General features: G+C 73.8%; 19 protein-coding genes and 1 pseudogene. 12 read left to right on the forward strand and 8 right to left on the reverse strand.

Annotation, left to right across the window (positions count from 1 at the left end):
* The first annotated feature begins 54 nt into the window (after positions 1–54).
* Together REH70_RS04625 and REH70_RS04630 are read left to right on the forward strand one after the other, a co-directional pair.
* A complete protein-coding gene (locus REH70_RS04625; protein ID WP_310752693.1) occupies positions 55–1,020 on the forward strand; it encodes an ABC transporter ATP-binding protein in 966 nt (321 codons plus the stop codon).
* Entirely contained in the window at positions 1,017–2,693 is a 1,677-nt protein-coding gene (locus REH70_RS04630; RefSeq protein WP_310752695.1) for a hypothetical protein, read from the forward strand. Before REH70_RS04625 ends, REH70_RS04630 begins: the two co-directional genes overlap by 4 nt.
* A 115-nt stretch (positions 2,694–2,808) precedes the next feature.
* Here REH70_RS04630 and REH70_RS04635 read toward each other — a convergent pair whose 3' ends face one another.
* Together REH70_RS04635 and REH70_RS04640 are read right to left on the reverse strand one after the other, a co-directional pair.
* Positions 2,809–3,810 (reverse strand): matrixin family metalloprotease, encoded by a 1,002-nt coding sequence (locus tag REH70_RS04635; RefSeq protein ID WP_310752697.1) that lies wholly within the window; start codon positions 3,808–3,810, stop codon positions 2,809–2,811.
* Positions 3,811–3,910: 100 nt separating this feature from the next.
* Positions 3,911–4,948 carry a Gfo/Idh/MocA family oxidoreductase gene (locus REH70_RS04640; RefSeq protein WP_310752699.1) on the reverse strand — a complete coding sequence of 346 codons (1,038 nt, stop codon included), beginning with the start codon at positions 4,946–4,948 and terminating at the stop codon, positions 3,911–3,913.
* Between the two features lie 265 nt (positions 4,949–5,213).
* Here REH70_RS04640 and ggt point away from each other — a divergent pair, with 265 nt between their 5' ends.
* Positions 5,214–6,995 (forward strand): gamma-glutamyltransferase, encoded by a 1,782-nt coding sequence (gene ggt / locus REH70_RS04645; RefSeq protein WP_310752702.1) that lies wholly within the window; start codon positions 5,214–5,216, stop codon positions 6,993–6,995.
* Here the strand turns inward: ggt and REH70_RS04650 are convergent.
* The 3 genes from REH70_RS04650 to REH70_RS04660 form a co-directional block, all read right to left on the reverse strand.
* Positions 6,992–7,945, reverse strand: a complete 954-nt coding sequence (locus REH70_RS04650; protein WP_310752704.1) for a DMT family transporter — start codon at positions 7,943–7,945, stop codon at positions 6,992–6,994. The two genes, ggt and REH70_RS04650, sit on opposite strands and share 4 nt — an antisense overlap.
* 5 nt (positions 7,946–7,950) lie before the next feature.
* Positions 7,951–8,337 carry a hypothetical protein gene (locus tag REH70_RS04655; RefSeq protein WP_310752706.1) on the reverse strand — a complete coding sequence of 129 codons (387 nt, stop codon included), beginning with the start codon at positions 8,335–8,337 and terminating at the stop codon, positions 7,951–7,953.
* 71 nt (positions 8,338–8,408) lie between these two features.
* Entirely contained in the window at positions 8,409–9,485 is a 1,077-nt protein-coding gene (locus REH70_RS04660; protein WP_310752708.1) for a hypothetical protein, read from the reverse strand.
* A 528-nt stretch (positions 9,486–10,013) separates the two neighbouring features.
* On the opposite strand from REH70_RS04660, the gene REH70_RS04665 reads away from it, so the two are divergent.
* Positions 10,014–10,505, forward strand: coding sequence for an OsmC family protein (locus REH70_RS04665; RefSeq protein ID WP_310752711.1), 492 nt, complete (start codon positions 10,014–10,016; stop codon positions 10,503–10,505).
* Positions 10,502–12,163: a sodium:solute symporter family protein gene (locus REH70_RS04670; RefSeq protein WP_310752713.1), complete on the forward strand. Its 1,662-nt coding sequence runs from the start codon at positions 10,502–10,504 to the stop codon at positions 12,161–12,163. Before REH70_RS04665 ends, REH70_RS04670 begins: the two co-directional genes overlap by 4 nt.
* Here the strand turns inward: REH70_RS04670 and REH70_RS04675 are convergent.
* Complete coding sequence (locus tag REH70_RS04675) at positions 12,160–12,609, reverse strand: hypothetical protein (RefSeq protein WP_310752714.1); 450 nt, start codon at positions 12,607–12,609, stop codon at positions 12,160–12,162. The two genes, REH70_RS04670 and REH70_RS04675, sit on opposite strands and share 4 nt — an antisense overlap.
* Positions 12,610–13,478: 869 nt before the next feature.
* Between REH70_RS04675 and REH70_RS04680 the strand changes: the two genes are divergently transcribed.
* From REH70_RS04680 to REH70_RS04695, 4 genes are all read left to right on the forward strand, one after another.
* A complete protein-coding gene (locus REH70_RS04680) occupies positions 13,479–14,195 on the forward strand; it encodes a hypothetical protein (protein ID WP_310752715.1) in 717 nt (238 codons plus the stop codon).
* 16 nt (positions 14,196–14,211) lie between these two features.
* Positions 14,212–15,018 (forward strand): FAD binding domain-containing protein, encoded by an 807-nt coding sequence (locus tag REH70_RS04685; protein ID WP_310752717.1) that lies wholly within the window; start codon positions 14,212–14,214, stop codon positions 15,016–15,018.
* Positions 15,015–17,897, forward strand: coding sequence for a molybdopterin cofactor-binding domain-containing protein (locus tag REH70_RS04690; RefSeq protein ID WP_310752719.1), 2,883 nt, complete (start codon positions 15,015–15,017; stop codon positions 17,895–17,897). The genes REH70_RS04685 and REH70_RS04690 overlap by 4 nt, the downstream gene beginning before the upstream one ends.
* A gap of 107 nt (positions 17,898–18,004) precedes the next feature.
* The gene (locus tag REH70_RS04695; protein WP_310752721.1) at positions 18,005–18,799 is read left to right on the forward strand and encodes a hypothetical protein; all 795 of its coding nucleotides are present in this window, start codon (positions 18,005–18,007) and stop codon (positions 18,797–18,799) included.
* 57 nt (positions 18,800–18,856) lie between these two features.
* On the opposite strand, the gene REH70_RS04700 is transcribed toward REH70_RS04695, so the two are convergent.
* On the reverse strand, positions 18,857–19,297 hold the full coding sequence (locus tag REH70_RS04700) for a hypothetical protein (RefSeq protein WP_310752723.1): 441 nt from the start codon (positions 19,295–19,297) through the stop codon (positions 18,857–18,859).
* Positions 19,298–19,457: 160 nt separating this feature from the next.
* Here REH70_RS04700 and REH70_RS04705 point away from each other — a divergent pair.
* The 3 genes and pseudogenes from REH70_RS04705 (at position 19,458) to REH70_RS04715 (ending at position 23,458) form a co-directional block, all read left to right on the forward strand.
* Positions 19,458–20,739, forward strand: a pseudogene (locus REH70_RS04705) (IS3 family transposase).
* A gap of 218 nt (positions 20,740–20,957) precedes the next feature.
* On the forward strand, positions 20,958–22,307 hold the full coding sequence (locus REH70_RS04710) for an IS110 family transposase (protein WP_310752724.1): 1,350 nt from the start codon (positions 20,958–20,960) through the stop codon (positions 22,305–22,307).
* 83 nt (positions 22,308–22,390) lie between these two features.
* A complete protein-coding gene (locus REH70_RS04715; RefSeq protein WP_310752725.1) occupies positions 22,391–23,458 on the forward strand; it encodes an IS110 family transposase in 1,068 nt (355 codons plus the stop codon).
* 275 nt (positions 23,459–23,733) lie between these two features.
* On the opposite strand, the gene REH70_RS04720 is transcribed toward REH70_RS04715, so the two are convergent.
* Positions 23,734–24,186: a hypothetical protein gene (locus REH70_RS04720; RefSeq protein ID WP_310752727.1), complete on the reverse strand. Its 453-nt coding sequence runs from the start codon at positions 24,184–24,186 to the stop codon at positions 23,734–23,736.
* Between the last annotated feature and the right edge of the window lie 122 nt (positions 24,187–24,308).

The raw sequence follows: 24,308 nt of genomic DNA on the forward strand, positions 1-24,308 counted from the left end.
CCCCGGGCGACACACCGCTCGACCCGCACCACCCTTCGGTGAACGAGGCACGACATGACCACCACCACCCCGGGCGCCTCCGCGCCCGCCATCGACATCCACGGGCTGCACAAGGCGTTCGGCGCCGTGCGCGCCCTCGACGGTCTCGACCTGACCGTCGCCGCCGGCGAGGTCGCCGGCTTCCTCGGCCCCAACGGCGCCGGCAAGTCCACGACGCTGCGGGTGCTGCTCGGCCTCCTGCGCGCCGACGCCGGCACCGTGCGCCTGCTCGGCGGTGATCCGTGGGCGGACGCCGTCGCGCTGCACCGCCGGCTCGCCTACGTGCCCGGCGACGTCAGCCTCTGGCCCAACCTCACCGGCGGCGAGGCGATCGACCTGATCACCCGCCTGCGCGGTCCGGTCGACCCCCGCCGCAAGAGCGAGCTGCTCGAGCGCTTCGAGCTCGACCCGACGAAGCGGTCGCGCACCCTGTCCAAGGGCAACCGTCAGAAGGTGGCGCTGGTCGCCGCGTTCGCCTCGGAGGTCGAGCTGCTCGTCCTGGACGAGCCGACGTCCGGCCTCGACCCGCTCATGGAGGCGGTGTTCACCGACCTCCTGCGTGAGTTGAAGTCCGAGGGACGGTCGGTGCTGCTGAGCAGCCACATCCTCCACGAGGTCGAGAAGGTGTGCGACACCGTCACCATCATCCGCGGCGGGCGCGCGGTCGAGTCCGGCACGCTGCACGAGCTGCGGCACCTCACCCGGTCCACGGTCGACGTCGTCCTCGCCGGCCACCCGGGCGCGATCGCCGCGCTCCCCGGCGTGCACAACCTCGTGACGGAGCCCGACGCCCGGGGCACACGACTGCGCTTCGACGTGGACGACGACCGGATGAGCGGCGTCCTGCGCGCGCTCGGTGCCGTGGACGTGCACGGCTTCACGGCGACGCCGCCCTCGCTCGAGGAGCTCTTCATGCGCCACTACGGCGACGCCCTTGCGGACCGCGAGGACGTCCCGGCGGCCGCGGCAGGTGCGCGATGACCGCCACGACGACCGCCCCGCCGCGCGCCGTCCCGCACGGCGCGGGCGCCCCGCGAGCCGCCGCGGTGGACCTGACCGGCACCGGCACCCTGCTTCGGTTCGTCCTGCGCCGCGACCGGGTCCGGCTCGCGGTGTGGACCGGCTCCGTCACGGCCCTCTACGCGTACTTCGTCACCGCGCTCTCCGCGCTGTACACGACCGCCGAGGAGCGGCAGTCCCGGGCTGCCCTCATGGGCAGCCCGGTCAGCACCCTCATGGGCGGCCCCGGGTACGGCCTCGACGACTACACGATCGGGGCGATGCTCTCCAACGAGCTCATCGGCTGGGTCGCGATCGCGGTCGCGCTCCTGGGCGTCCTGCAGGTCGTGCGCACGACCCGCGCCGAGGAGGAGAGCGGCCGCGCCGAGCTCGTCCGTGCGGGCGCCGTCGGCCGCCACGCGCCGGCTGCGGCGGCGTTCCTCGCCGTCCTCATCGCCGACGTCGCCATCGGGCTCCTCAGCGCGGCGGTGATGGTTGGCGGTGGGCTCGCCGTGGCGGACTCGCTCGCGGTCGGCCTTGCCACCACCCTCGTCGGCGTCGTGTTCGCCGCCGTCGGCGTCGTCGTCGCGCAGCTCACCGAGCACGCGCGCGCCGCGACCGGCCTGGGCGTCGCCGTCCTCGGCGCCGCGTACATGGCCCGTGCGCTGGGGGACATGCAGCAGACCCACGGCTCGTGGCTCTCGTGGACGTCACCGGTCGGCTGGGCGCAGCAGATGCGCGCCTTCGTCGACCTGCGCTGGTGGCCTCTCGCCCTGCACGTCGCTCTGGTCGCCGTGCTGCTGGTGGTGGGCACGCTCCTCGCGTCCCGCCGCGACGTCGGCGCGGGTCTGCTCGCCACCCGCCCGGGCCGGGCCGACGCCGCCCGGACCCTGCGGTCGCCGTTCGCGCTGGCCTGGCGGCAGCAGCGGGTCGCACTCCTGTGGTGGACGCTCGGGCTCGGCCTGCTGTGGACGGCGTCCGGCACGTACGTCGAGGGCGTGGAGGAGATGTTCGCCGAGGTGTCGCGGACGAACCCCGAGCTGCTCGCCCTGTTCGGCGGACGCGACCAGCTCGTCGGGGGATTCGTCGCGGTCATGATGCTGTTCGGGATGCTGCTCGCGGCGGGGTACGGCATCGCCGCGGTGCTGCGGGCGCGCAGCGAGGAGTCCGCCGGGCGCCTCGAGCCGGTGCTCGGCCTGCCGGTCTCGCGCACCCGGTGGTTCGCCGCCCAGGTCGGGGTGGCGGCGCTGGGCACGGCCGTCCTCGCCGTCACGACCGGCGGGACGATCTGGCTCGGTGCGGTGCTCGTCGGCGTCGGCGACCCCGGCCCCGGCACGTTCGTCACCGCGGTGCTGGTGTACCTCCCCGGGCTCGCGGTGTACCTCGCCCTGACCGCGGCGCTGTACGCCTGGGTGCCGCGCGCCGCCGCGCCGCTGCCGTGGGTCCTGCTGACGCTCGGGTTCGTCGTGGGCGTCTTCGGTCCGCTGCTGGACGTGCCCGACGGCGTCGCGGCGGTCGACCCGTTCGACGCCGTCCCGCGCGTGCCGATCGAGGACGTCACCGCCGGACCGCTGCTCGCGCTGACGGCGCTCGCGGCCGCCCTCGCCGTGCTCGCCGTCGTCGGCTTCCGGCGGCGGGACCTGCCCGCGGTGTGAGGACCGGCTGCCCCGTCGGGCTGAGTTCGTGCCGCCCTCGGACGGGTGACGCCGCGGTCGGTGGACCGCAGGGGAACGTCCGCCTCACCGGGAACGATCCCTCGGTTCGAGGGGCCTACAGCCCCGGTGCGCAGGGGCCCCGGCCGAGCGCGGCGAGGCCTGCGAGGTCGCCGGCCTGGAACGAGACGACGTCCGACGTGACGGGGTGCATCAGCTGGGTGCTGTCCTCGGTGTGCGCGAGCCCGACCAGGTGCCCCAGCTCGTGGCGGAGGATCGGGAGGTATGCCGGTTCGGCGGTCGTCGGGGGCTTCAAGAACACGTCGACGTCGAGGTACACGATTCCGGACACGTAGTGCATGGTTCCCGTTCGCGGGTCCACCGCCGACGTGGCCCCGCCGACGCCCGCGACGTCGCCCGCGAGGTCCGGGACGGTCGCCGGGCCCGTCACGCCGATGAGGACCGGTGCCCAGCGGTCGCCGTACCGGTCGGGCTGGAAGGACTCACGGCTGTCCGCCGGGCCCTCCGTCGTGGCGCCATCGTCGACGAACGACAGCCCAGTTGCCGCGGAGAGCTCGGCGACGGCCCGGCCGACGTCGGCGGCGAAGGTCGGTGGCGCGCCCGTCGCGTCGACCACGTAGTGGATGGGACGACACGGCGACCACGTCACGGGGGCTTGTGCTCCGTCGGGCGTCTGCGTACCGCTGAACTCGTGACTGCCACCGGTCGCCGGCGGGACGGGTCCGGCGAGCACACGGGTTGCCTGCTCCTCGTACCCCGGGGCGGGAAATCTGCGGCTGCCGGCGGGCGGCAGCGGCCCACGCTGCGCCGTCCAGGCCCAGTCCTCGATCGCTCGACGGACACCGGCGCCGTGGTCGGGTGACAGCCCGACCACGACGACACCGGCTCCGACCAGGGTCGCGATGAGGGCGACGACGAACCCTCGCCGCACGATCGGGCGGCGCGGGTTCGCGACGGGTCGGCCCGCCCGATAGCCGACGGGGGACGCATGCTGGCGCCAGCCGTCCACCACCCGGGAATGGCCGGTGGCCTCGTCGAGGACCCACTGCGGGACCCGGCCCGTCGGGGAACGGGGCAGGTCGTCGAGAGGCAGCGGCACATCGGCCCATCGGCTCGGCGCGGTGCCGCGATGAGAGACGGCCGGCCCGCGACCGGCAGCAGCACTCGAACGGTCGTGCGTCCGGCGGCGCCTGACGCGCTCAGGGCGTGACCGGCACCCCCGTGCGTGCGGACCGGTAGACGGCCTGCACGAGCTCGACCGCGTGCCGGCCCTCGACCCCGTCGACGAGCGGCCGCCTGCCTGCCGCGGCTGCCGTGATGAAGTCGGCGAGCTGCGCGCTGTGCGCCTGACCCCACCCGTCGGGCCCGGGCTCCTCGGCCGCCTCCAGCGTGGCCTCATCGACCGCGGCGGTCGCCGCGCGGGTGCCGCCGGTCGCGATCTGGACGGCGTGCGCGTTCGCGCTCTCGCCACCGCTCGTCCTGCCGTCGACGGTCGCCAGCGTGGCGAGGCGGTCGCCCTCGATCGACGCGCCGCCACCGGTCCCGTACACCGACAGCGTCGCGGGGAAGCCGGGGTACGCGCTCGTGGTCGCCATGAGGGTGCCGACCGCGCCGTTCGCGAACTGCAGGGTCGCGCAGACGACGTCCTCGACCTCGATGCGCTCGTGGGTCGCCGTCCGCGCGGTGGCGTACACGGAGGTCACCGGGCCGCAGATCCACCGCAGCAGGTCCAGGGTGTGCACGCCCTGGTTCATCAGCGCGCCGCCACCGTCCAGCGCGTACGTGCCGCGCCACTCGCCCGAGTCGTAGTACTCCTGCGTCCGGTACCACGGCACCCGCGCCTCGGCCAGGACGAGGCGGCCGAGGTCGCCGTCGTCGAGCGCGGCCTTGACCACCTGCGACGCGGCGTCGAAGCGGTGCTGGGAGATCACGGCGAGCGTCGCGCCCGACTGCGCCTGCGCGGCGAGCAGGCGGTCGCACGCCTTCAGGGTCACCTCCATCGGCTTCTCGACGACGACGTGCTTGCCGGCGAGCAGCGCCGGCACGCCGACCTCCGCGTGCAGACCGCTGGGCGTGCAGACCGTGACGGCGTCGATGGCCGGGTCGGCGAGCACGTCGGCGTACGGCGTGGCAGTCAGCCCGAACTCGGCGGCGAGCGCCTCGGCGCGCTCGGGGACGACGTCGGAGCAGGCGACGAGCTCGGCCTGGCCACCGAGCGTCGCGCAGCGCGCGGACATGGGTGGGGGCGATGACGCCGCAGCCGACCAGGGCGAACCTCATCGGGCCGACCTCGCAGCGGACGGACGGGACAGGACGCGGTCGGGCACGGATCTCCTCGGGGTGGCGGGACGACGGCGCGCACCGGCGGTGGTGCCGCGCCGCACCCGTGACGCTAGGGCGCCGCGCCGACGTGCGCCCGTCCGGCGCGCCGGGAACCCCTGGGCGTACTCACCAGTAGGTGGTAGGACGAGATCCCGCGCCACCTCGCCCCAGGAGCCCCCCATGCGCTCGTCCCGGCAGCCCGCAGCACTCGGCGCACTCGCCGCCGTCGTCCTCGTCCTCGCGACCGGCACGGCGCCGGCCGCGGCCGTCCGCACCGAGGACAAGGTCCCGGTCGCCGTCGGCACCGGCGGGGCGGTCGCCACCGTCGACGCGGAGGCCACCGCCGCCGGCCTCCAGGTCCTGCGGCGGGGCGGCAACGCGGTGGACGCCGCCGTCGCGGCCGCCGCGACCCTGGGCGTCACCGAGCCGTACTCGGCCGGCATCGGCGGGGGCGGGTTCTTCGTGTACTTCGACGCCGCGACCGGGCAGGTGCACACCATCGACGGCCGCGAGACCGCGCCGTTGACGATGGGCCCCGACGCGTTCGTCGAGGACGGCGCGCCGATCCCGTTCGGCGAGGCCGTCACCTCGGGCCTGTCGGCCGGCGTGCCCGGCACCCCGGCGACGTGGGCGACCGCGCTCGAGCGGTGGGGGACCATGAACCTGCGCCAGGCGCTGCACCCCGCGATCGCGGTCGCGCGCCGCGGGTTCGTCGTCGACCAGACCTTCGCCGACCAGACGGCGGCCAACGCCGACCGCTTCGCCGCCTTCACGTCCACGGCCGAGCTCTTCCTGCCCGGTGGCGCCCCGCCCGAGGTCGGCTCGGTGTTCCGCAACCGCGACCTCGCCGACACCTACCGGCTGATCGCCAAGGACGGCGTCCAGGCGCTGTACACCGGTGAGCTCGCCCAGGAGATCGTCGACACGGTCCAGTCGCCGCCCACCGTCCCGGGCACCACGCTGACCGTCCGCCCCGGGCTCATGCAGCTCGGCGACCTGGCCGCCTACACCGCCCCGCTGCGCGAGCCGACGCACGTGAGCTACCGCGGGCTCGACGTGTACGGGATGGCACCGCCGTCGTCCGGCGGGTCGACCGTGGGGGAGGCGCTGAACATCCTGGAGACGGTCGACGTCGGTGCGCTGAGCCGGACGCAGGCCCTGCACCACTACCTCGAGGCGAGCGCGCTCGCCTTCGCCGACCGCAACCGGTACGTCGGCGACAGCGACGTCGTCGACGTCCCGCTCGGCGAGCTGCTCTCCGACGACTTCGCCGCCGAACGGGCGTGCCTCATCGGCGAGGCCGCGGCGCCCAAGCCGGTCCCCGCCGGCAGCCCGGACGGCGAGTACGCCCCGTGCGACCCCGCGCCGGCCGGTCCCGGCACCGACGCCGGGGACGGCGAGGGGCTGTCCACGACGCACCTGACCACCGCGGACCGGTGGGGCAACGTGGTCGCCTACACGCTGACCATCGAGTCGACCGGCGGCAACGGCATCGTCGTGCCGGACCGCGGCTTCCTGCTCAACAACGAGCTGACCGACTTCAACTTCACCGACGGCCAGGGCGGCGCCGACCCCAACCTGCCCGGCCCCGGCAAGCGACCGCGCAGCTCCATGGCGCCGACCATCGTGCTCGACGACGGCCGTCCGGTCCTCGCGGTCGGCACGCCGGGGGGCTCGACGATCATCACGACCGTCCTGCAGGTGCTGGTCAACCGCCTCGACCTCGGCATGACCCTGCCCGAGGCGATCGCCGCTCCCCGGGCCACGCAGCGCAACACCGCGAGCGTGCAGGCCGAGCCGACGTTCCCCCGGACCGACCTCGAGGCGCTCGGGCACACGTTCGCGGACAACCCGGAGATCGGCGCCGCCACCGGCATCGAGCTCACCCCGGACGGCTTCGTCGCCGCCGCCGAGCCCGTACGGCGCGGTGGGGGCAGCGCGGGCGTGGTGGACGCCGGTTAGCCCTCCGCCGGACGGGCCGCGGCCCGCAGCCTGCGCCCGCCCGAGGACGACAGCGCACCCACCACGCCGGCCACGGACACCACGCCGCCGAGCACGTGGAGGGCGGTGATGCGCTCACCGAGCAGCAGCCAGGCCAGGGCGCCGGAGATGAACGGGACGGCCAGCTGCACGACCGGCGGGATGTTCGCCGCGACCCGGCTGAGCGGGTACGTCGACAGGAAGTGCCCGAGCACCCCCGGGACGACCGCGATCGCCGCGGCGATCGACAGGTCCCGACCGCCCACGTCCGCGACCGGCTCACCCGCGACCAAGACGTAGACCGAGACGGTCAGCGCCGCGACCACCCCGACGCCGAAGAGGAACGGCAGAGCGCCGATGTGGCTCATCGCCCGCTTGGACCACACGACGTAGACGGCCGCGAAGACGACGTTCGCGAAGGCCAGCGACATGCCCACCGGGTCCCCGTCCGGGCCGGAGGTGCCGGCCACGACCACCACCCCCGCGCCGAGGACGGCGAGCCCCGACCACAGCCGGAACGCGACACCGGGACGCTCGCCGAACAGGACGCGCGCGAGGACGCCGACCAGCACGGGGGCGACCACCTGCATGAGGGTCACGTCGACCACCGAGGTCGCCTTGATCGCGACCATGAACAGGAGCTGGTGGATCCCGAACGCGATCCCGGCGAGCGCGGCCCACCGCCAGCCCACCCGGCTCGTCACGACGGCGTGCGTGCGGCGACGCCACAGCAGGGTGACGCCGAGGACGGCCGCGCCGATCCACAGCCGGTAGAACGACAGGACGGCGCCCGAGCCGGTGGACGCCCCGACGAGGACGGGGCCGACGCTGAACAGCAGCATGCCCAGGACGACGAGCAGCAGGGGCCGGTCGTCGACGGCGGCGACCCACGTCGGGCGGCGCCGAAGGCTCGCCGTGCCCCCCGTCGTCACGGGGGTCATCCCGCGGGTCCGACGAGGGTGGCCACGTACTCGAGGACCCGGTCACCCGTCTGCGTGCGCTCCTCCGTCACGACCAGTGCCTGGCCGGGCGCCGTCGGCGCGATGTCCCAGACGCGACCGGCGCGCAGCATGCCCGTCACGGTGCCCGTGGTGGCATCGAGCACGGTGACCTGGTCCCGGTCGGTCCGGGGCAGCAGGGGGTTGTGGCCGAGCGGCCGGGAGAGCATGGCGACGGCACCTCGCCCGAGGGTCGTCCCCGGCGCCGGGCCGGTGTCGGGACCGGCGGGCCGGAACCGCCACAGCCGCTCGCCGGAGCCCGGCGCGGTGGCGTTCACCGTGGAGGTGTTCGCGGTGTCGTGGGTGAGGACGACGTCGTTGCTCACCGAGTCGGCGTAGTCCCGTCCACGCCAGGAGGGGACAGGATCGGCCGGGATCTCGGCGACCTCCCCGGTCGTCAGGTCGAGGGTGACGACGGGCTTCTCGTCGCCCCGGACGCCGTCCGCTCCTCGTCGGGATCGGCCGTCCCGGTGAGCCGGTAGACGACGCGCTCGGTGTCGGTGTGCACGACGCGGTCCACGCACGGCACGGAGGCAGACCACTGCTCGGCGTCGCCGGTGACGGCCGTCGCACGGCACCGAGCGGCCCGTGAGGGGTCCGCGGCGGGCGTCGTCCACAGCACGGTCGAGCCCGCGGCTGCCATGGGCCGGTGCCCGACGGGCGACGGCAGGACGGATCCGGTCCGTGCGTCCATCGCGGTGACGTCCTCGTCGCCGGCGAGGCGGACGAGTGCGACGGTCGGGAGTTCCAGCCGGCCCGGTGCGCCGGGCGCCGGGACGTCCAGGCCCGGGTTGTAGGTCGCGCCCTCGCGCGACCAGAGCGCCGAGCCGTCCGGGGCGAGCGCCTGCACGGTGCCGGAGCCGTCGTCCGGATCTCGCCGGGCCACGACGACGGTGCCGTCGTCCGCGGCGACGGCGTTGACCGGGCCGCCGTCGGCGAACCGCTCCAGCCGCCACCGCTCGTGCCCCGCACGGTCGACGAGGCGGACGGCGTCCGGGCCGGTCAGCACGACGAGGCCGGCGCCCGCATCGGAGGCACCGACGACCGCGGCGTCCGCCACGAGCTCGGTCACGGCCCCGTCGGCGAGGTCGACCAGGTCGGCGCCCCACGGCCCGGCGACGACCACGGCCCCGTCGATCGCGGCGACCCCGTCCGGGGTGTCGCGCAGCGTCACGCTCCACCGGACCTCGTCGCCGGTACCCCGGGCGGTCCACCACGGTCCACCGACCGTCGCGAGCAGGACCGCGACGGCCACGGCACCGCCGACGAGGACCGACCAGCGCGGGGTGTGCCGTCGCGTGAGAGCACGTGCGACGGCTGCGGCGGTGAGCGCGACCAGCACGCAGCCGGCGACGTAGAGCACCGGGGTGATCGTCGCGACCCCCCAGGCGGCGAGGGCGACCCCAGCGACCGCGGCGGCACCCCACCGGGCCAGGGCGCGCCGTGCCGGCGGTCGGGTGGTCGGTGCGGTCATCGCTGCTCGGTCCAGGTCCAGCACGGAGCCCCTCCAGGTCGTCCGGCCGAACTGTAGGTGCGACCGGCGGTCCTCGGCGCACCGTCTCCACGGGCGGGAACGCCGCCCGAAGCAGGTCGGCAGCCCAGGGTTCCAGTGGATGAGACGCTCTGTCTCACGGGCGGTGACCAGTGTCATCGTCGTGCCATGCCACTGAACTCCCTGCCGACCGGGCCGTGCGACGTCGTCGTCGCACGAATGTGCTCGTCCGCGGGTGCGGTGGCCATGCGCTGTCGCTGACGGCCCCCTGACGGTCCGCGCGCCCCCGGCGCGCCGAGGACCCGTCGCCCCGCCCCGTCCGCGTCGCGCCGCTGCGCGCCCGGACGCTCCGCGGCGCCCCGCCCGGCGACCACCGTCGCCCGGCCGGCTGCCGCGCACCCGCCTCGCCCGGCGACCACCGTCGCCCGGCCAGGGGCCGCGCACCCGCCTGCGCATCCACAGCTCATCCACCGCAGCCCACCCGGACCCGCAGCCCCGAAAGGCACCGGCATGACCACCTCCACGTCCGCGCCCACCGCAGCCCCCGCCCCGGACGGCCCACGCCTCAAGACCCTCCGCGCCGACGGCGTCTGGGAGGGCCGGCAGCGCACCCGGCTGACCGTCCGGCACTTCGACCTCGCGACCGGCGAGCCGGAGAAGGTCGGCGGCGACGACAGCGCGCCCACCCCGATGGAGCTGATCCTCGCCGGCCTCGACGGCTGCCTCGCGGTCGTCGTCGAGACCGTCGCCGGCGAGCTCGGCCTCGGGCTGCACAGCCTCGCGCTGCACTCCGAGGCGGTCATGGACTCCCGCGGGTTCGGCGGCGTCCCCGGCGTCCGCCCGTACTACCAGGACGTCCGCACCCGGGTGGAGGTCGGCCTGGGCGAGCACACCCCCGACGACGTCGCCCGCCTGCAGACCTCGGTCGAGGCGCGCTGCCCCGCGCTGACCCTCATCCGCGCGGCCGACGTCGACGCCCGGGTCGAGTGGGTCGTCCGATGACCGCCGTCGGGGCCTGGGCGGTCGGGCTCGCCCTCGGGTACACGCTGCTGCTCGTCGTCCTGGGTCGGCGGGCCGGTCGCGCGGGTCAGGCCCGCGAGGGCTTCTTCGTCGGCGGGCGGTCCTTCAGCCGCTGGACGGTCGCGTTCTGCATCACCGGGCTGTTCTCCGGGTCGTCCTTCATCGCGATCACCGAGCTCAGCTACCGCACCGGCATCTCGGCCGTCTGGTACGGCGTCGCCGAGACCGTGCAGATCCTCCTCATCGCCCTGCTGCTCGTCGCGCCGCTGCGCCGCCGGCTCGTCGTCACGGTGTCCGGGCTCATCGGGGACCGCTTCGGCCGTGGGCCACGCGCGCTCGCCGGCGCCATCACGGCGGTCACCTTCCCCATGTGGTCGGTCGCGACCGCCATCGCGTTCGCGTCCGCGCTGCACGCCTTCACCGGGCTGTCGATCCAGCTCGCGGTCGTGTTCACCGCCGTGCTGCTGCTCGCGTACCTGTGGGCCGGTGGCATGCGCTCGGTGGCACTGACCCAGACGGCGAACTGCGTCGTCTTCGCGCTCATGCTCAGCATCGGGGCCGTCGCCATCCTCGCCCGGCCGGGCTGGTCGGGGCTGACGACGGCGCTCGCCGACGCCCCCGAGCTCGCGAGCTGGTCGAACGCCGGCAGCCCGCTGATCATCGCCTGGTTCGGCACGTTCGTCGTCAACGTTATCCTCGCCCAGGCCGCGTTCCAGATGTCGCTGTCCTGCCGGACCCCGGAGGAGGGCCGCCAGGGCCTGTTCATCGCCGCCGGCTTCGGGCTGCCGTTCATCATCCTCGGTGTCGGCCTCGGGGTGGCCGCCGCGATCGTCGTCCCGGGGCAGGATCTCGGGCTCGTCGCGATCCCGCTCTACATCGCCGAGGTGGTCCCGGCGCCGGTCGCCGGCGTGTTCGTCCTCGGGATCTGGGCCTGCGCCCTCGGGTGGGGCGCCCCGTGCCAGTTCTCCGGCGCCACCAGCCTGGGCCGGGACGTCGGCTCGGCGATCCGCCCGCGTGCGAGCGAGGCCGACCTCGTGCGGTGGACGCGCTGGTCGCTGGTCGCCCTGACCGTCCTCATGATCGTGTTCGGCTTCCTGCGCACCGAGCAGTCGGCCTGGTGGAACGTCCTGGCCTGGACGCTGCGCAACGGGTCCACGCTCGCGCCCGTGGTCGCGGCCCTGTTCTGGCCGCTCGCCACCCGCACGGCGGTCTACGCCGCCCTGACGTCCGGGTTCGTCACCGGCCTGACCTGGTACCACCTCGGTGGCTGGCAGCCGACCGGGTTCTTCTCCGGCGTGCACCCGGTGTGGGTCGGCATGGGCGTCAACCTCGCCGTCCTGGTCACCCTGACCCTGGTCGGCACCCGCTCCCGGCAGGCGATCACCACCGACGCCCGCCGCCGCGCGGTCGCCGGGGCCGCGCTCACCGCGGCGATCGGCGTGGCTGCGGTCCTCGCCGTGGCCTGGCAGTGGGTGCACCCGCGCGGGGTGTCCGGGTTGGGGCTCTTCGTCGTCGTGGTCCTGCTCGCGACCGTCGCCATCGCCGCCGTCCGGGAGCGCACACCGGGGCAGGTCGCGGCGTCCGACACGCCGGACGCCGCGGGGGCCCGCCGGCCCACGTCCGTCAGCGCCCGCGCCTAGCGCGCGGGCCGGTCGCCCTCGTCACCGCGCTCGGTCGGCCGACGCCGGCTGACCCCGGTGGCGAGGGCGACGAGCCCGGACAGCAGCGCCACCCCGACCAGGACGAGAAGTGCCCCGACCAGCCACAGGCCGGTGTCGTCGGCGGAGGCCGCGGTGACCGACCACGCGACGGTGAACCCGGCCGTCACCCCCACGACCGTGGGCCGGGCACCGGCCCAGCGCGCGCCGACCCCGGCCACGACCGCCAGGGTCACGACCGCGCCGACCACCTGCCACGTCTCGTAGGGCCCGGACGCCACGCCCGTCGCCGGGTCGACCTGGTACGTGTCGTCCCAGCCGAGCCACGCGAACCAGCACCCCGCGGCGAGCGCGGCGAGGGCGACCGCGCGCACCCAGCGTTCCGCGGGGCGGTCCGGGCGTCGGTCGGGCTCGAGCTGTCGGGGCATGCCGCGCATCCTGCCCCGTGCGGGCACCGCCGCCCGGGAGGCAGTGCCCGGGTTGTGCCGGTGAGGGCTGGTCGTGGCCCGGGTGCGGCGCCTACCGTTCACGGACCGGTGCCCGTGCCCGCGCTCGTCGGCGGTGCGGGTACCCGGCGCCGGTCCCGGTGCGCGTGCCACGGGCCCGACCCACGCAGGCGAGGGGGCGTAGTGACCCAGCGGCGCATGGTCGTGATCGGCGCGAGCCTCGCGGGCGCGTTCGCCGCGGCAGCGGGGGCCGCGGCCGGCTGGTCGGTGACCGTGGTCGAGCGCGACGTCCTGCCGGACTCGCCGCGGCCCCGGGACGGCGTCCCGCAGGGGCGGCACGCGCACGTGATCTTGCGGCGCGGGCTGCTGGCGGTCGAGGAGCTGCTGCCCGGGTTCGAGGCGGAGCTGCGGGCCGCCGGCGCGGTGCCGCTCGACACGGGCGACGTCGCCTGGCTCGCGGAGAGCGGATGGTCCCCGTTCGGCCGACCGGAGTTCGAGATCCTGTCGGCGAGCCGGCCGCTGTTCGAGCACCTCGTCATGGCTCGCGTGCGGGCGCTTCCCGGTGTCCGGGTGCGCGACGGGGTCCGGGTCGACGGGCTCGCCCGGGCGGGGGAGGCAAGCCCTCGGAGCTCGGTACGGCCGCGGTCGGTACGGCCGTGGTCGGTCCGGCTGGAGGACGGGACCAGCGAGCCGGCCGACCTGGTGGTCGACGCCGGCGGCCGGTCCTCGCGCCTGCCGGTGTGGCTGGCCGCCGCCGGGGTCCCGTCGGCGCCCACGACCCGGGTGGACGCCCGGATCGGCTACGCGACCCGGCAGTACGCGGTCGACCCGGGGTCCCTCGGGGTCGGGGAGTGGTGCTCCTCGCGACGCCGAGCCACCCGACCGGCGGGATCGCCCTGCCGATCGAGGGCGGTCGGTGGCTGGTGGGTCTGGTGGGGACCGGGGACGACCGCCCACCTCGGGACCCCGACGCGTTCGACCGGTTCCGGCGCGGCCTGCGCGACCCCGCGATCAGCGAGGTCGTCTCGACGGGTCACCCGGTCGGTGAGGTCGCGCTGCACCGGCAGACCGACAACCGGCGCCACCACTACGAGCGGGTGCCCGGCTGGCCCGCCGGGCTGCTCGTCGTGGGGGACGCCCTGTGCGCGTTCGACCCGATCTACGGCCAGGGCGTCACCGTGGCGGCGCAGGAGGCGCTGGCGCTGCGCCGGACGCTCGAGCGTGGTCTGCGGCCGGGTGACGAGCGCCGGCTGCTGCGCGCGTTCGCCCGCGTCCTGGCGGTGCCGTGGAGCGTCGCGACCGGTGAGGACCGACGCTTCCCGACCAGCGTCGGCGCGCCGCCCACCCGCGTCGAAGCGGTGCTGGGCTGGTGGGGCGGGGAGCTCGGGCGCCTCGCCGCGCACGGCGACACCCTGGCGTCGGACAGCCTGTCCCGCGTCTACCACCTCATGGCGACGCCGCTGCTGCTGTTCCGGCCCGGACTGGTCGGGCACGCGGTCCGCGCCCGGCTGCGTGGCCTCGGGCCGCCGAACCCGCGCCCGGAGATTACCTCCGCGTCACCGGCATGAGGTTGACTCCCGATCCATGGACCTGACCACCGTCGACGCCGTCCGCGTCGCGCGCACCCGCGCCGACGTGGTGATCGGCCCCGACGCCGCCGTGCTCGCCGGCGGGACCTGGCTGTACTCCGAGCCGCAGCCCGGCCTGCGCGAGCTCGTCGACGTCACCGGGCTCGGCTGGCCGCCGGTCGAGATCGACGACACCGGCGTGACCCTCGCGGCGACGTGCACGATCGCCGAGCTCGTGGCCCTGGCGCCGGTCCCCGGCTGGACGTCCCAGCACCTCGTCCGCTCCTGCGCCGAGGCGCTGGTCGCGTCCGAGAAGATCTGGGGCGCCGCCACCGTGGGCGGCAACCTCTGCACCGCGCTCCCGGCCGGCGCGATCACGTCGCTCGCCGTCGCGCTCGACGGCACCGCGGTGGTCTGGACCCCGGACGGCGGCGAGCGGCGCCTCGCGGTCGCCGACCTCGTCACCGGCGTCCGCACCACGGCGCTGACCCCCGGCGAGGTGCTCCGCGCGGTCCACCTGCCGGCCTCGACCCTCCGCGCCCGCGCCGTCTTCCGCCGCGCGGCGCTCACCCCGCACGGGCGGTCCGGCACCGTGGTGATCGGCCGGCTCGACGACGACGGCGCCCTGGTCGTCACCGTCACCGCCGGCGTCCGGCGACCGCACCGCCTGCGGTTCGACGCCCTGCCCGATGCGCACGACCTCGCCGTCGCGCTCGACGCCGTCGACGACTGGTACGACGACGTCCACGGCGCCCCGGACTGGCGACGCGCGATGACGCTCCGGCTGGCCGAGGAGGCCCGTGCTGAGCTGAGCCCCGCATGAGGTTCACCGTCAACGACACGTCCGTCGACGCCGAGCCCGCCCCGGGCCAGGTGCTCCGCACCCTGCTGCGCGCGCAGGGGCACACCGAGGTCAAGAAGGGCTGCGACACCGGCGACTGCGGGGCGTGCACCGTCCTGCTCGACGGCGCCCCCGTGCACTCCTGCCTGACCCCGGCCCACCGGGTCGAGGGCCGCGCGGTGACCACCTCGGCTGGGCTGGGCGGACCGGACGGCGACCTGCACCCCGTCCAGGAGGCGTTCGCGCAGGCGGCCGCGTTCCAGTGCGGGTTCTGCACGCCGGGGTTCGTCACCACGGCCGTCGGCCTGGGTCTCGGCTGCGGCGCCGCGGGCGAGTGCCCCACCCCGTGCACCCCTGGCACCACCCCGGGCGGTGACGAGGTCGCCCGTCTCCTCAAGGGCAACCTGTGCCGGTGCACGGGCTACCGGTCCATCCGGGACGCCCTCGCCGGCCGCCGCAACACCGTCGTCCCGGAGGCGGGCGAGGCCGCACGGGTCTCCGCGCTCGCTCCCGCGGCCCGGCGCGTGGTCACCGGGACCGAGGCCTACACGGTGGACGAGCCGTCGACCGACCTCGCGCACGCCGTCGTCCTGGGCAGCCCGCACCCGCACGCCCGGATCGTGTCGATCGACGCCACCGCGGCGGTCGACGCCCCGGGCGTGCTCGCGGTGCTCACCCACGAGGACTCCCCGGCGACGCTGTTCTCCACCGCCCGCCACGAGAGCCGGCTGGACGACCCGGACGACACCCTCGTGCTCGACCCGGTGCTGCGCTTCCGGGGGCAGCGGGTCGCCGTCGTCGTCGCGGAGTCGGTCCGCGAGGCCGAGCGTGCGCGGGACCTGCTGCGCGTCCAGTACGACGTGCTGCCGCACGTCGTCGACCCCGAGGCCGCCCGCGCCCCCGGGGCGCCGCTGCTGCACGCCGACAAGGGCCCGGCGTCGCGCATCGGCGACGCGACCCGCAACGTCGTCGCCCAGCTGCACGCCGAGATGGGCGACGTCCGCGCAGCGATCGACGGGGCCGCGCACCGGGTGCGGCTGACGACCCGCACCCCGCGGGTCTCGCACGCCGCGATGGAGACCCATGTGACCCGCGGGCACCTCGACCCCGACGGCCGCCTCGTGCTGCGCACGAGCAGCCAGGTGCCGTTCCTCGTCCGGGACGAGATCGCGCACATCTTCGGGCTCGAGCCGGACCGCGTGCGGGTGCTCACCGGTCGGGTCGGCGGCGGGTTCGGCGGCAAGCAGGAGCTGCTCACCGAGGACGTCGTCGCGCTCGCGGTCCTGCGCACCGGCCGCGCCGTCCAGTACGAGATGAGCCGCGCCGACGAGTTCACGATCGTGCCCAGCCGGCACCCCATGCGCGTCGAGGTCGAGGTGGGCGCGGACTCCGACGGCGTGCTGACCGGGCTGCGGGTCGACGTGCTGGCGAACACCGGCGCCTACGGGAACCACGGGCCCGGCGTGATGTTCCACGGCGTCAGCGAGTCGCTCGCGGTGTACCGCTGCGCGAACAAGCGGGTCGACGCCGAGTCGGTCTACACGAACACGCTGCCGTCCGGGGCGTTCCGCGGGTACGGCCTCGGCCAGATCATCTTCGCGGTCGAGTCCGCGATGGACGACCTCGCGCGCGCGGCCGGGCTCGACCCGTTCGAGCTGCGGCGCCGCAACGTCGTCGTGCCCGGGGACCCGCTGCTGGTCACCGACCCGGACGAGACCGGCGACCTCGGCCTGCACGGCTACGGGCTCGACCAGTGCCTCGACCTCGCCCAGGCCGCCCTCGCGGACCGCTCCGCCGAGCCGGAGGCGCCGCCCGGGACCGTCGTCGGCGAGGGCATGGCGCTGGCGATGATCGCGACCATCGCCCCGCGCGGCCACTACGCCGAGGCGTCGGTGCGCCTGCTCGACGACGGCGTCTACGAGGCGAGCGTCGGCACCACCGAGTTCGGCAACGGCACCACGACCGTGCACGCCCAGCTCGTCGCGCAGGCGCTGGGCACCACGCTCGACCGGGTGGTGATCCGGCAGTCGGACACCGACGTCGTGGCGTACGACTCCGGCGCGTTCGGCTCCGCGGGCGTCGTCGTCGCCGGTCTCGCGCTGCACCGCGCGGCACACCAGCTGCGGGGCAGGATCGTGGCCGCGTCCGCCGCGCTGCGCGGTCACCCCGGCGACGACCCACGCGCGTGGGACGGCGCGGTCCTGAGCCGCGACACGGTCGCCCTCGGTGACCACGTCGTCCCGCTCGCCGAGGTCGTCGCGAGCGGCGCGCACCTGGTCGGGCGGGGCACGCACGACGGCACGCCGCGGTCGGTCGCGTTCAACGTGCACGCCTTCCGGGTCGCGGTCGACCCCGCGACCGGTGCGGTGCACATCCAGCGGTCCATCCAGGCCGTCGACGCCGGCGTCGTGCTCAACCCCGAGCAGCTGCGCGGCCAGGTCGAGGGCGGGACCGGCCAGGCGATCGGGTCCGCGCTGCTCGAGGAGATGCGGCTGGACGACGACGGCCGCGTCATCACGACCTCCTTCCGCGGCTACCACGTGCCGCAGATGATCGACCTGCCCGTGACCGAGGTGCTGTTCGCGACGACGTCGGACGAGCTCGGCCCACTCGGGGCGAAGTCGATGAGCGAGGCCCCCTACAATCCCGTCGCGCCGGCGCTGGCCAACGCGGTGCGGGACGCGCTCGGCGTGCGCCCCACGACCCTGCCGATGACCGCTGACCGGCTCTGGCGCCTGGTGGATCAGGGGTCCGACCGGTTGATGGACCCCTCGCCGGCCGGCCGCGGCGGAGCCGTAGCGCGGCGGCGTCAGATGCGCGCAGCGAAGGCGCGCGCACTTCGGGAGTCCGGGCCGACGTAGCCGCCGCCCTCGAGTCGGCATGAGCGGAAGGCGGTTCGCCCTCTGTGGCGGGCGATCGTTCGAACGTGCACGCGCGGTGACGGTGCTGGATGCGAGAGGGTGGGCGGGTGGAGCGTCGGGGACTTGGATCGCTGCAGCCGCTAAGCGATGACGTCAGCGCTGCTGACTGGCTTGTGGCCGCGGTCCGCGACTTCGACCACAGCGTCGGCTCGCTGGTGCCCCCGGTGTTCCAGGCTTATGCCCGCGCCTTTCACCCGGCCCGCCGCCACGGCAAGGCAGGCGCGGACGTCGACGTTTCCTGGACCGAGGTGGCTGCGTTCAATGGCCGCCACGCCCATGCCGGAATGCAGTGGACGTCCATCACCGGCTCCTGGCAGTACCTGCACGAGGACACCCAGCCGGGCGTGTGGGACGTCGAGCCGGAGGAGGGGACCCTGCCGGCCGCGCAGGCCGAGGCGCTGGTGCAGGTCCTCGCCCGCTTCACCAGCTCACCGCAGCAGTGCTTTTTCTCGGTGTGGGAGGGTTTCGGTGCCCTGGCGGTGCCACCGGTCGCGCGGACGGTGCTGATGCCCCAGCGAGAGATGCGGCTCCTGACGGGACCGTTGTCGGAGGCAGTGACGGCGTCGATGGAGACCCCGCCGTGGGAGCAGAGCCCGAGCCTGTGGTGGCCGGCCGACCGAGCCTGGTGCGTGGCCACCGACGTTGACCTGATGAGCACCTACATCGGCGCGAGCTCCGCCTGCGTCCAAGCGGTCACCACCGCCGCCGACCTGGAGGCCTGGTCCATCGACAGCCGCCACGGCATCACCTACGACAGCGACAGCCTCAACACCGTCGTCGCACCCCCGCCTGACACAGCCCGCTTCCTCACTGCTTGTCTCCACTCGCCCACGCGGCAGTAGCTCGAGTCGCCGGTGGCCGGCGGACCTGTCGACCGCGTCGCGGCATGACGTGCGTCATCAGCCGTACGGCATCACCGTTCTCTGGGCGAGGACGTGCGCCAAGGAAGGCCGGAAGTTGCCGCGAATGAGTCGGTCGATTCCTCCGCGGAGAGTCGGGCCGTCACCGGTTCGAATCTCCACCCACGGCGTGTCCATCGAGACATGCACTCGCTGACCGTCGTCACGAAGATCGAGGCCGCAGAGGTGGACCGCCGGCCGCCGCGCAAGAGGCGGCGTAGCGGAGAAGAAGACGGTGAACTCCACGGAGTCAGCGTCGGTTCGAACCTCAGTGAGCCGCGCCGTGCCGGCCCAGCCACCACCGGCCGGGTCGCTCACCATGAGCAGTTCCGCGCCACTGTCGACGGCACTGAGCTTGATGGCGCTGCCGTACGCACGCCGGATCCGCGACATCTCGTCGACCGACCACCGGACGACCTCGGCAGGAAGAGAGTCCGTCATGCCACTCATCCTCCTTGGACGCACCGGTCCACGACACACTCGGACGGCGGCTGTTTGTTGCTCGGGTGCTGGCTGGCCGGTCAGTCTCGAGTAGGTGCCCGGGCCGGGTTGATTCGCCCCGGGTTCGGTGGAGGCTCTCAACCCAGGAAGGATGAGAGTCATGCCGGCACCGAAGAAGTACAGCGAGGAGCTGCGTGAGCGGGCCACGAGGATGGCGTTGGACGCGATCGCGGCGGGTGAGCAGCGGATGGTCGTGGTCCGTCGGGTCGCGGGCCATCTGGACGTGCACCCGGAGGCGTTGCGCACGTGGGTCAAGCGTGCGGAGATCGACGGCGGGCAGCGGGCCGGGACGACGAGCCAGGACGCGGCACGGATCACCGAGCTAGAGCGTGAGGTCAAGGAGTTGCGGCGGGCGAACCACATCTTGAAGACGGCTTCGGCTTTCTTCGCGGCGGAGCTCGACCGCCCGTCCGTCAGGTAGTCGACTACATCGACGCTCACCGCCACGAGGTGGTGGAGGGGCGCGAGCTCGGGGTCGAGCCGATCTGCGCGGTGCTCAAGGGCACTGCGGCGCAGATCGCTCCGAGCACGTACTACGCGACCAGCACGCGGGCCCCGTCGGCGCGTGCGGTTCGCGATGCGCAGTTGGTGCCGTTGATCCGCAAGACCTTCCAGGAGAACTTGTGCGTCTACGGGGCCAAGAAGGTCTGGGCCGAGCTGAACCGGACCGGCACCGCGGTGGCGAGGTGCACGGTGGAACGGCTCATGCGGGCCGAGGGGCTGCGCGGGATCAGCCGGGAGAAGACCCGCCGCACGACCACCAGCGACGGTGCGCAGACCGAGCGGCCGGCGGATCTGGTGGACCGCGCGTTCGTCGCGGACGCACCGAACCAGCTGTGGGTCGCGGACCTGACCTACGTGCGCACCCACGCCGGGTGGACCTACGCGGCGTTCGTCATCGACGTGTTCTCCCGGCTGGTCGTGGGGTGGCAGGTCTCGACCTCGCTACGCACCGATCTGGCCCTGGACGCACTCGACATGGGCCTGTGGGCACGGCTTCGCGCCGGGCAGGACGTGACCGGCCTGACCCATCACAGCGACCGCGGAGTGCAGTACCGAGCGATTCGCTACACCGAGCGGCTCGCCGAGGCCAAGGCCGTCGCTTCGGTCGGCTCCAAGGGCGACTCCTACGACAACGCCCTGGCCGAGGCGTTCAACGCGCTGTTCAAGACCGAGTGCATCCGCAACCCCGCGATGCGCCCACCAGGGGCTGGAAGTCCGTCGCCGACGTCGAGATCGCCGTCGCCGAGTACGTCGACTGGTTCAACCACCGGCGCCTGCACGGCGAGATCGGACTGGTCCCACCAGCAGAGCTCGAGCAGCACTACTGGGCGCACTACCCTGCAACCGCACCGGCCGAACTCACTGCCGGAGCCAGATAACCGGGCCTCCACCGAACCCGGGGCGAATCGGGTCGCTCTGATTGCGGCTGCCCACCGGTGGGTTCGGTGTGGCTCTTTCATGGAGTGCGTCCGGGTCGGGCACCGCGGCGGGGGTGTGGCTCACGAAGGGTCTGCTCTGCTCGAAACAGCGTTGCCCGTCCTCGCCAGCGCGCCGGTCAGCCCTGGCCGGTGCCGGTTCTCAAGGTGGAGGACGGGACATGCAGGAAGCACAGCACGAGGAGTTGGCCGCGGGAGACGTGGTGATCATCGGGGTTGACCCGCACAAGGCGTCGGTGACGATGGAGGCCCGTGACACCCGGGAGATCCTGCGGGCCACCGGCACGTTCCCGACCACGACGGACGGGTATCGGGCGATGCTGTCCGTCGCCCGGCAGTGGTCTCGACGAGTCTGGGCGGTCGAGGGCGCCCGCGGTGTCGGCCGCGGTCTGGTCGCGCGGCTGGTCGCCGGCGGGGAGCGGGTCGTCGACGTGCCGGCGAAGCTGTCGGCCCGGTCGCGGGTGTTCGACACCGGGCAGGGCCGCAAGACCGAGTCCCACGACGCGCACGCGATCGTGATGGTCGCACTGCGCGGCAAGCGGCTGCGGGAGGTCGTGATCGACGAGGACCTGGAGGTGCTGCGGCTGCTGGTCGATCGCCGCGACGAGCTCGCCGCCGCACGAACGCAGGCACTGAACCGTGCGCACCGGCTGTTTGCCGAGGTCACACCGGGTGGGGCGCCGACGAAGAAGTCCATCGCCCAGTACCAGGCGCTGCTGGCCGGGATCCGTCCCCGCGACGGCGCCGGCAAGGTGCGACCCAGGATGCTGGCCGAGGAGCTGACCGATGCCCACCGACTGGACGTGCGCGTCAAGGAGCTCACCGCGGAGATCAAGGCCGCCGTGCTTGCCCGTGGGTCGCACCTGATGGACCTGCCCGGGATCGGCCCCGCCGGTGCGGGCCGGATCCTGGCCGACATCGGCGACGTGGCCCGGTTCCCGTCCCGGCATCACTTCGCGTCGTGGACCGGGACCGCACCGATCGACGCCTCGTCCGGCGCGCACCAGCGGCACCGGCTGTCGCGGGCCGGGAACCGGCGGCTCAACCACGTCCTGCATATCGCCGCGACCGTCCAGATGCGCCACCCCGGCACCCTGGGCAAGGCGTACGACGACCGCAAGAGGGCCGCCGGCAAGCGGCCGCTGGAAGCGATGCGATGCCTGAAGCGGCGGCTGTCCGACGTCGTGTACCAACAGCTCGTCAAGAACGCCGTCGACGTCGAGGCGACGACGATGAACGCGGGCCCGGGAGGGCACAGCGGGGCGACTCTTCAATCCAGCGCGGCCGGCCTGCCCCCGCACACCGGCACTTCACTATGGATCGGTGAGGCCGGGTGGCTGATCCCCTGGAGGGGCGTGACGGTCCGCCTGGTCGGGGCTGAGGATGGTCCTGGCCAAGCGGGTCTGACCCACGGCACTTCTGACGTCGCCGTCACGGTGGCTGTCCTTGATCCGACATGTCGACCGGCTCGGCTCACGACCAGTGCAGCCGGGCGGGCCGTCATGTCCTGATAGGGGTTTGGCAAGGGTCCCGATAGTGAACTGACTGGCGCCCGACCGGCTGCGCACCCGACGGTGAGGAAGGGCGCAGTTCCATGGTGAAGCACAGTGCTGGACCGGTCTATGCCGGGATCGACACCCACGCCGAGACCCATCACGTCGCGGTGATCGACAGCAACGGTCGCCCGTTGGGAGACATCCGCGTCGCGGCCACCGCTGCCGGCTACCGCGAGGCGGTGCGATTCATCGGTCGGTGGCCGCAGGTAGCGAAGGTAGGTGTGGAGTGCACCGGCAGCTACGGCGCCCAGGTCACCCGCGAGCTACGTGCGCAAGGCTGGGCGGTGATCGAGGTCAACCGGCCCAACCGGTTCGACCGGCGTGCACGCGGCAAGACCGACGTACTGGACGCCTACTCGGCGGCCGAGGCGGTGCTCAGCGGCCGGGCCGATGCGGCACCCAAGGGCGCTGATGGCCTGGTGGAGGCCCTGCGGGTGCTGCGCACGACGCGGTCCTCGGCGCTGCGTGAGCGGACCGCGACGATGAATCAGATCACCGCGATGCTGATCGCTGGACCGGAACCTCTGCGAGCCCGCTATCGCGGCCTGTCCAGCAAGCGCCTCGTCGCGGCGCTGGCCACGTCCCGACCCAGCAAGACGCCGACGACCGCGGCCGAGTCCACCGCGTACGCGTTGCGCGTCCTGGCTCGACGCCACCAGCTGCTGTCCGAGCAGATCAACGACCTGACCCGACATGTGACGCGGCTGCTCGATGACCACGCCGCGAAACTGATGGCGGTGTTCGGTGCCGGCCCTGACACCGTCTCCCAGCTGCTGATCACCGCCGGGGACAACCCCGAGCGGCTCCGCTCGGAACGACACTTCGCCGCTCTGGCGGGCGCCTGCCCGATCCCGGCGTCATCCGGCAAGACCAACCGGCATCGACTCAATCGCGGCGGCGACCGGCAGGCCAACGCCGCGCTCTACCACGTCGTCATCGTGCGGATGCGCTACGACCCAGCAACGCGCGAGTACGTCGCCCGTCGAACCGTTGACGGCAAGAGCAAGAACGAGATCATCCGCTGCCTCAAGCGCTACATCGCTCGCGAGCTCTACCCGCTCATCCGCGACGTCATTCAGCCGCCCGGCACAGCCCACGCGGCTTGACGAAGATCTATAGGAGTGTCGGACCAGCCACTTCCCGGACCCGCGAGCCCAACGCTAGACCCGACGACCACCGCTCGGCAGGTCCCTGTCACCGCCGGTTGACAGCCGCCGCAACAGAAGGGAGCCATGAGCGCGCGGGACGACGTCCGTCACGACCTTGCGCTCCACTGGGTGCAAAGGCGGTCGGGCCTGGAGTTGAGGCCACGTACTACAAAGGCGTCGAGCGCACAACTCTGGAATGCCGTACAGCAACCTCGCTGGGTGTTAGCACTACGTCAGTGACGGTGAGCGGTCACCGTCGTCACCGGAAGCCCGAATCTGCGTTGTACCTTGCTGGGCAAGTCGGTATGCAGCCAGTGCGAAAGTCCTGTCGGAAGCGTGGAGACGATGACCTCGTCGAAGTGTTCGCGTGACAACACATCGCTCACCGCAATGAAGGGGTCCTTGTCGCTCACCTCGCCGCCGGCGGGAATACCCAGGTGCTCAAATCGGTAGAGTGCATCCCGTAGGCGCCCCTCGGCCACCTCGGCGGCACTCCGGTCTTGCGCAAGATGCGCCTCGACGACGACCGCGTGGCCCTCGACCATTCGAATGGATGGCTTAGCGATAGGCACCACAACCCATAACTCCGTCTCCGTCGCCCCATTCAGAACTCGTTCTCGGACGGCCGCGGTCAACTCCTCGCCGCCGAGCGTCCGATTTGCCACGAGGAGTATCCGGTGCGCCACGACGCTCTCCCTTAGCATGACCAATCGTCGAAAGGGTCTCCGCACTGAGGGGCGACATTGACAAGACACGCATGAGAGCCGCCTGCGCGATCAACACACACGATCCTCGCTGAACTGACGGA

Origin of the sequence: Cellulomonas sp. ATA003 (assembly GCF_031582905.1) — a bacterium.
GTDB lineage: Bacteria > Actinomycetota > Actinomycetes > Actinomycetales > Cellulomonadaceae > Pengzhenrongella.

Coding starts and splice junctions, on each gene's coding strand:
- REH70_RS04625 (WP_310752693.1), top strand. CDS start 55: ATGACCACCACCACCCCGGGCGCCTCCGCGCCCGCCATCGACATCCAC.
- REH70_RS04630 (WP_310752695.1), top strand. CDS start 1,017: ATGACCGCCACGACGACCGCCCCGCCGCGCGCCGTCCCGCACGGCGCG.
- REH70_RS04640 (WP_310752699.1), bottom strand. CDS start 4,948: ATGTCCGCGCGCTGCGCGACGCTCGGTGGCCAGGCCGAGCTCGTCGCC.
- ggt (WP_310752702.1), top strand. CDS start 5,214: ATGCGCTCGTCCCGGCAGCCCGCAGCACTCGGCGCACTCGCCGCCGTC.
- REH70_RS04660 (WP_310752708.1), bottom strand. CDS start 9,485: ATGACCGCACCGACCACCCGACCGCCGGCACGGCGCGCCCTGGCCCGG.
- REH70_RS04665 (WP_310752711.1), top strand. CDS start 10,014: ATGACCACCTCCACGTCCGCGCCCACCGCAGCCCCCGCCCCGGACGGC.
- REH70_RS04670 (WP_310752713.1), top strand. CDS start 10,502: ATGACCGCCGTCGGGGCCTGGGCGGTCGGGCTCGCCCTCGGGTACACG.
- REH70_RS04675 (WP_310752714.1), bottom strand. CDS start 12,609: ATGCCCCGACAGCTCGAGCCCGACCGACGCCCGGACCGCCCCGCGGAA.
- REH70_RS04685 (WP_310752717.1), top strand. CDS start 14,212: ATGGACCTGACCACCGTCGACGCCGTCCGCGTCGCGCGCACCCGCGCC.
- REH70_RS04690 (WP_310752719.1), top strand. CDS start 15,015: ATGAGGTTCACCGTCAACGACACGTCCGTCGACGCCGAGCCCGCCCCG.
- REH70_RS04700 (WP_310752723.1), bottom strand. CDS start 19,297: ATGACGGACTCTCTTCCTGCCGAGGTCGTCCGGTGGTCGGTCGACGAG.
- REH70_RS04710 (WP_310752724.1), top strand. CDS start 20,958: ATGCAGGAAGCACAGCACGAGGAGTTGGCCGCGGGAGACGTGGTGATC.
- REH70_RS04715 (WP_310752725.1), top strand. CDS start 22,391: ATGGTGAAGCACAGTGCTGGACCGGTCTATGCCGGGATCGACACCCAC.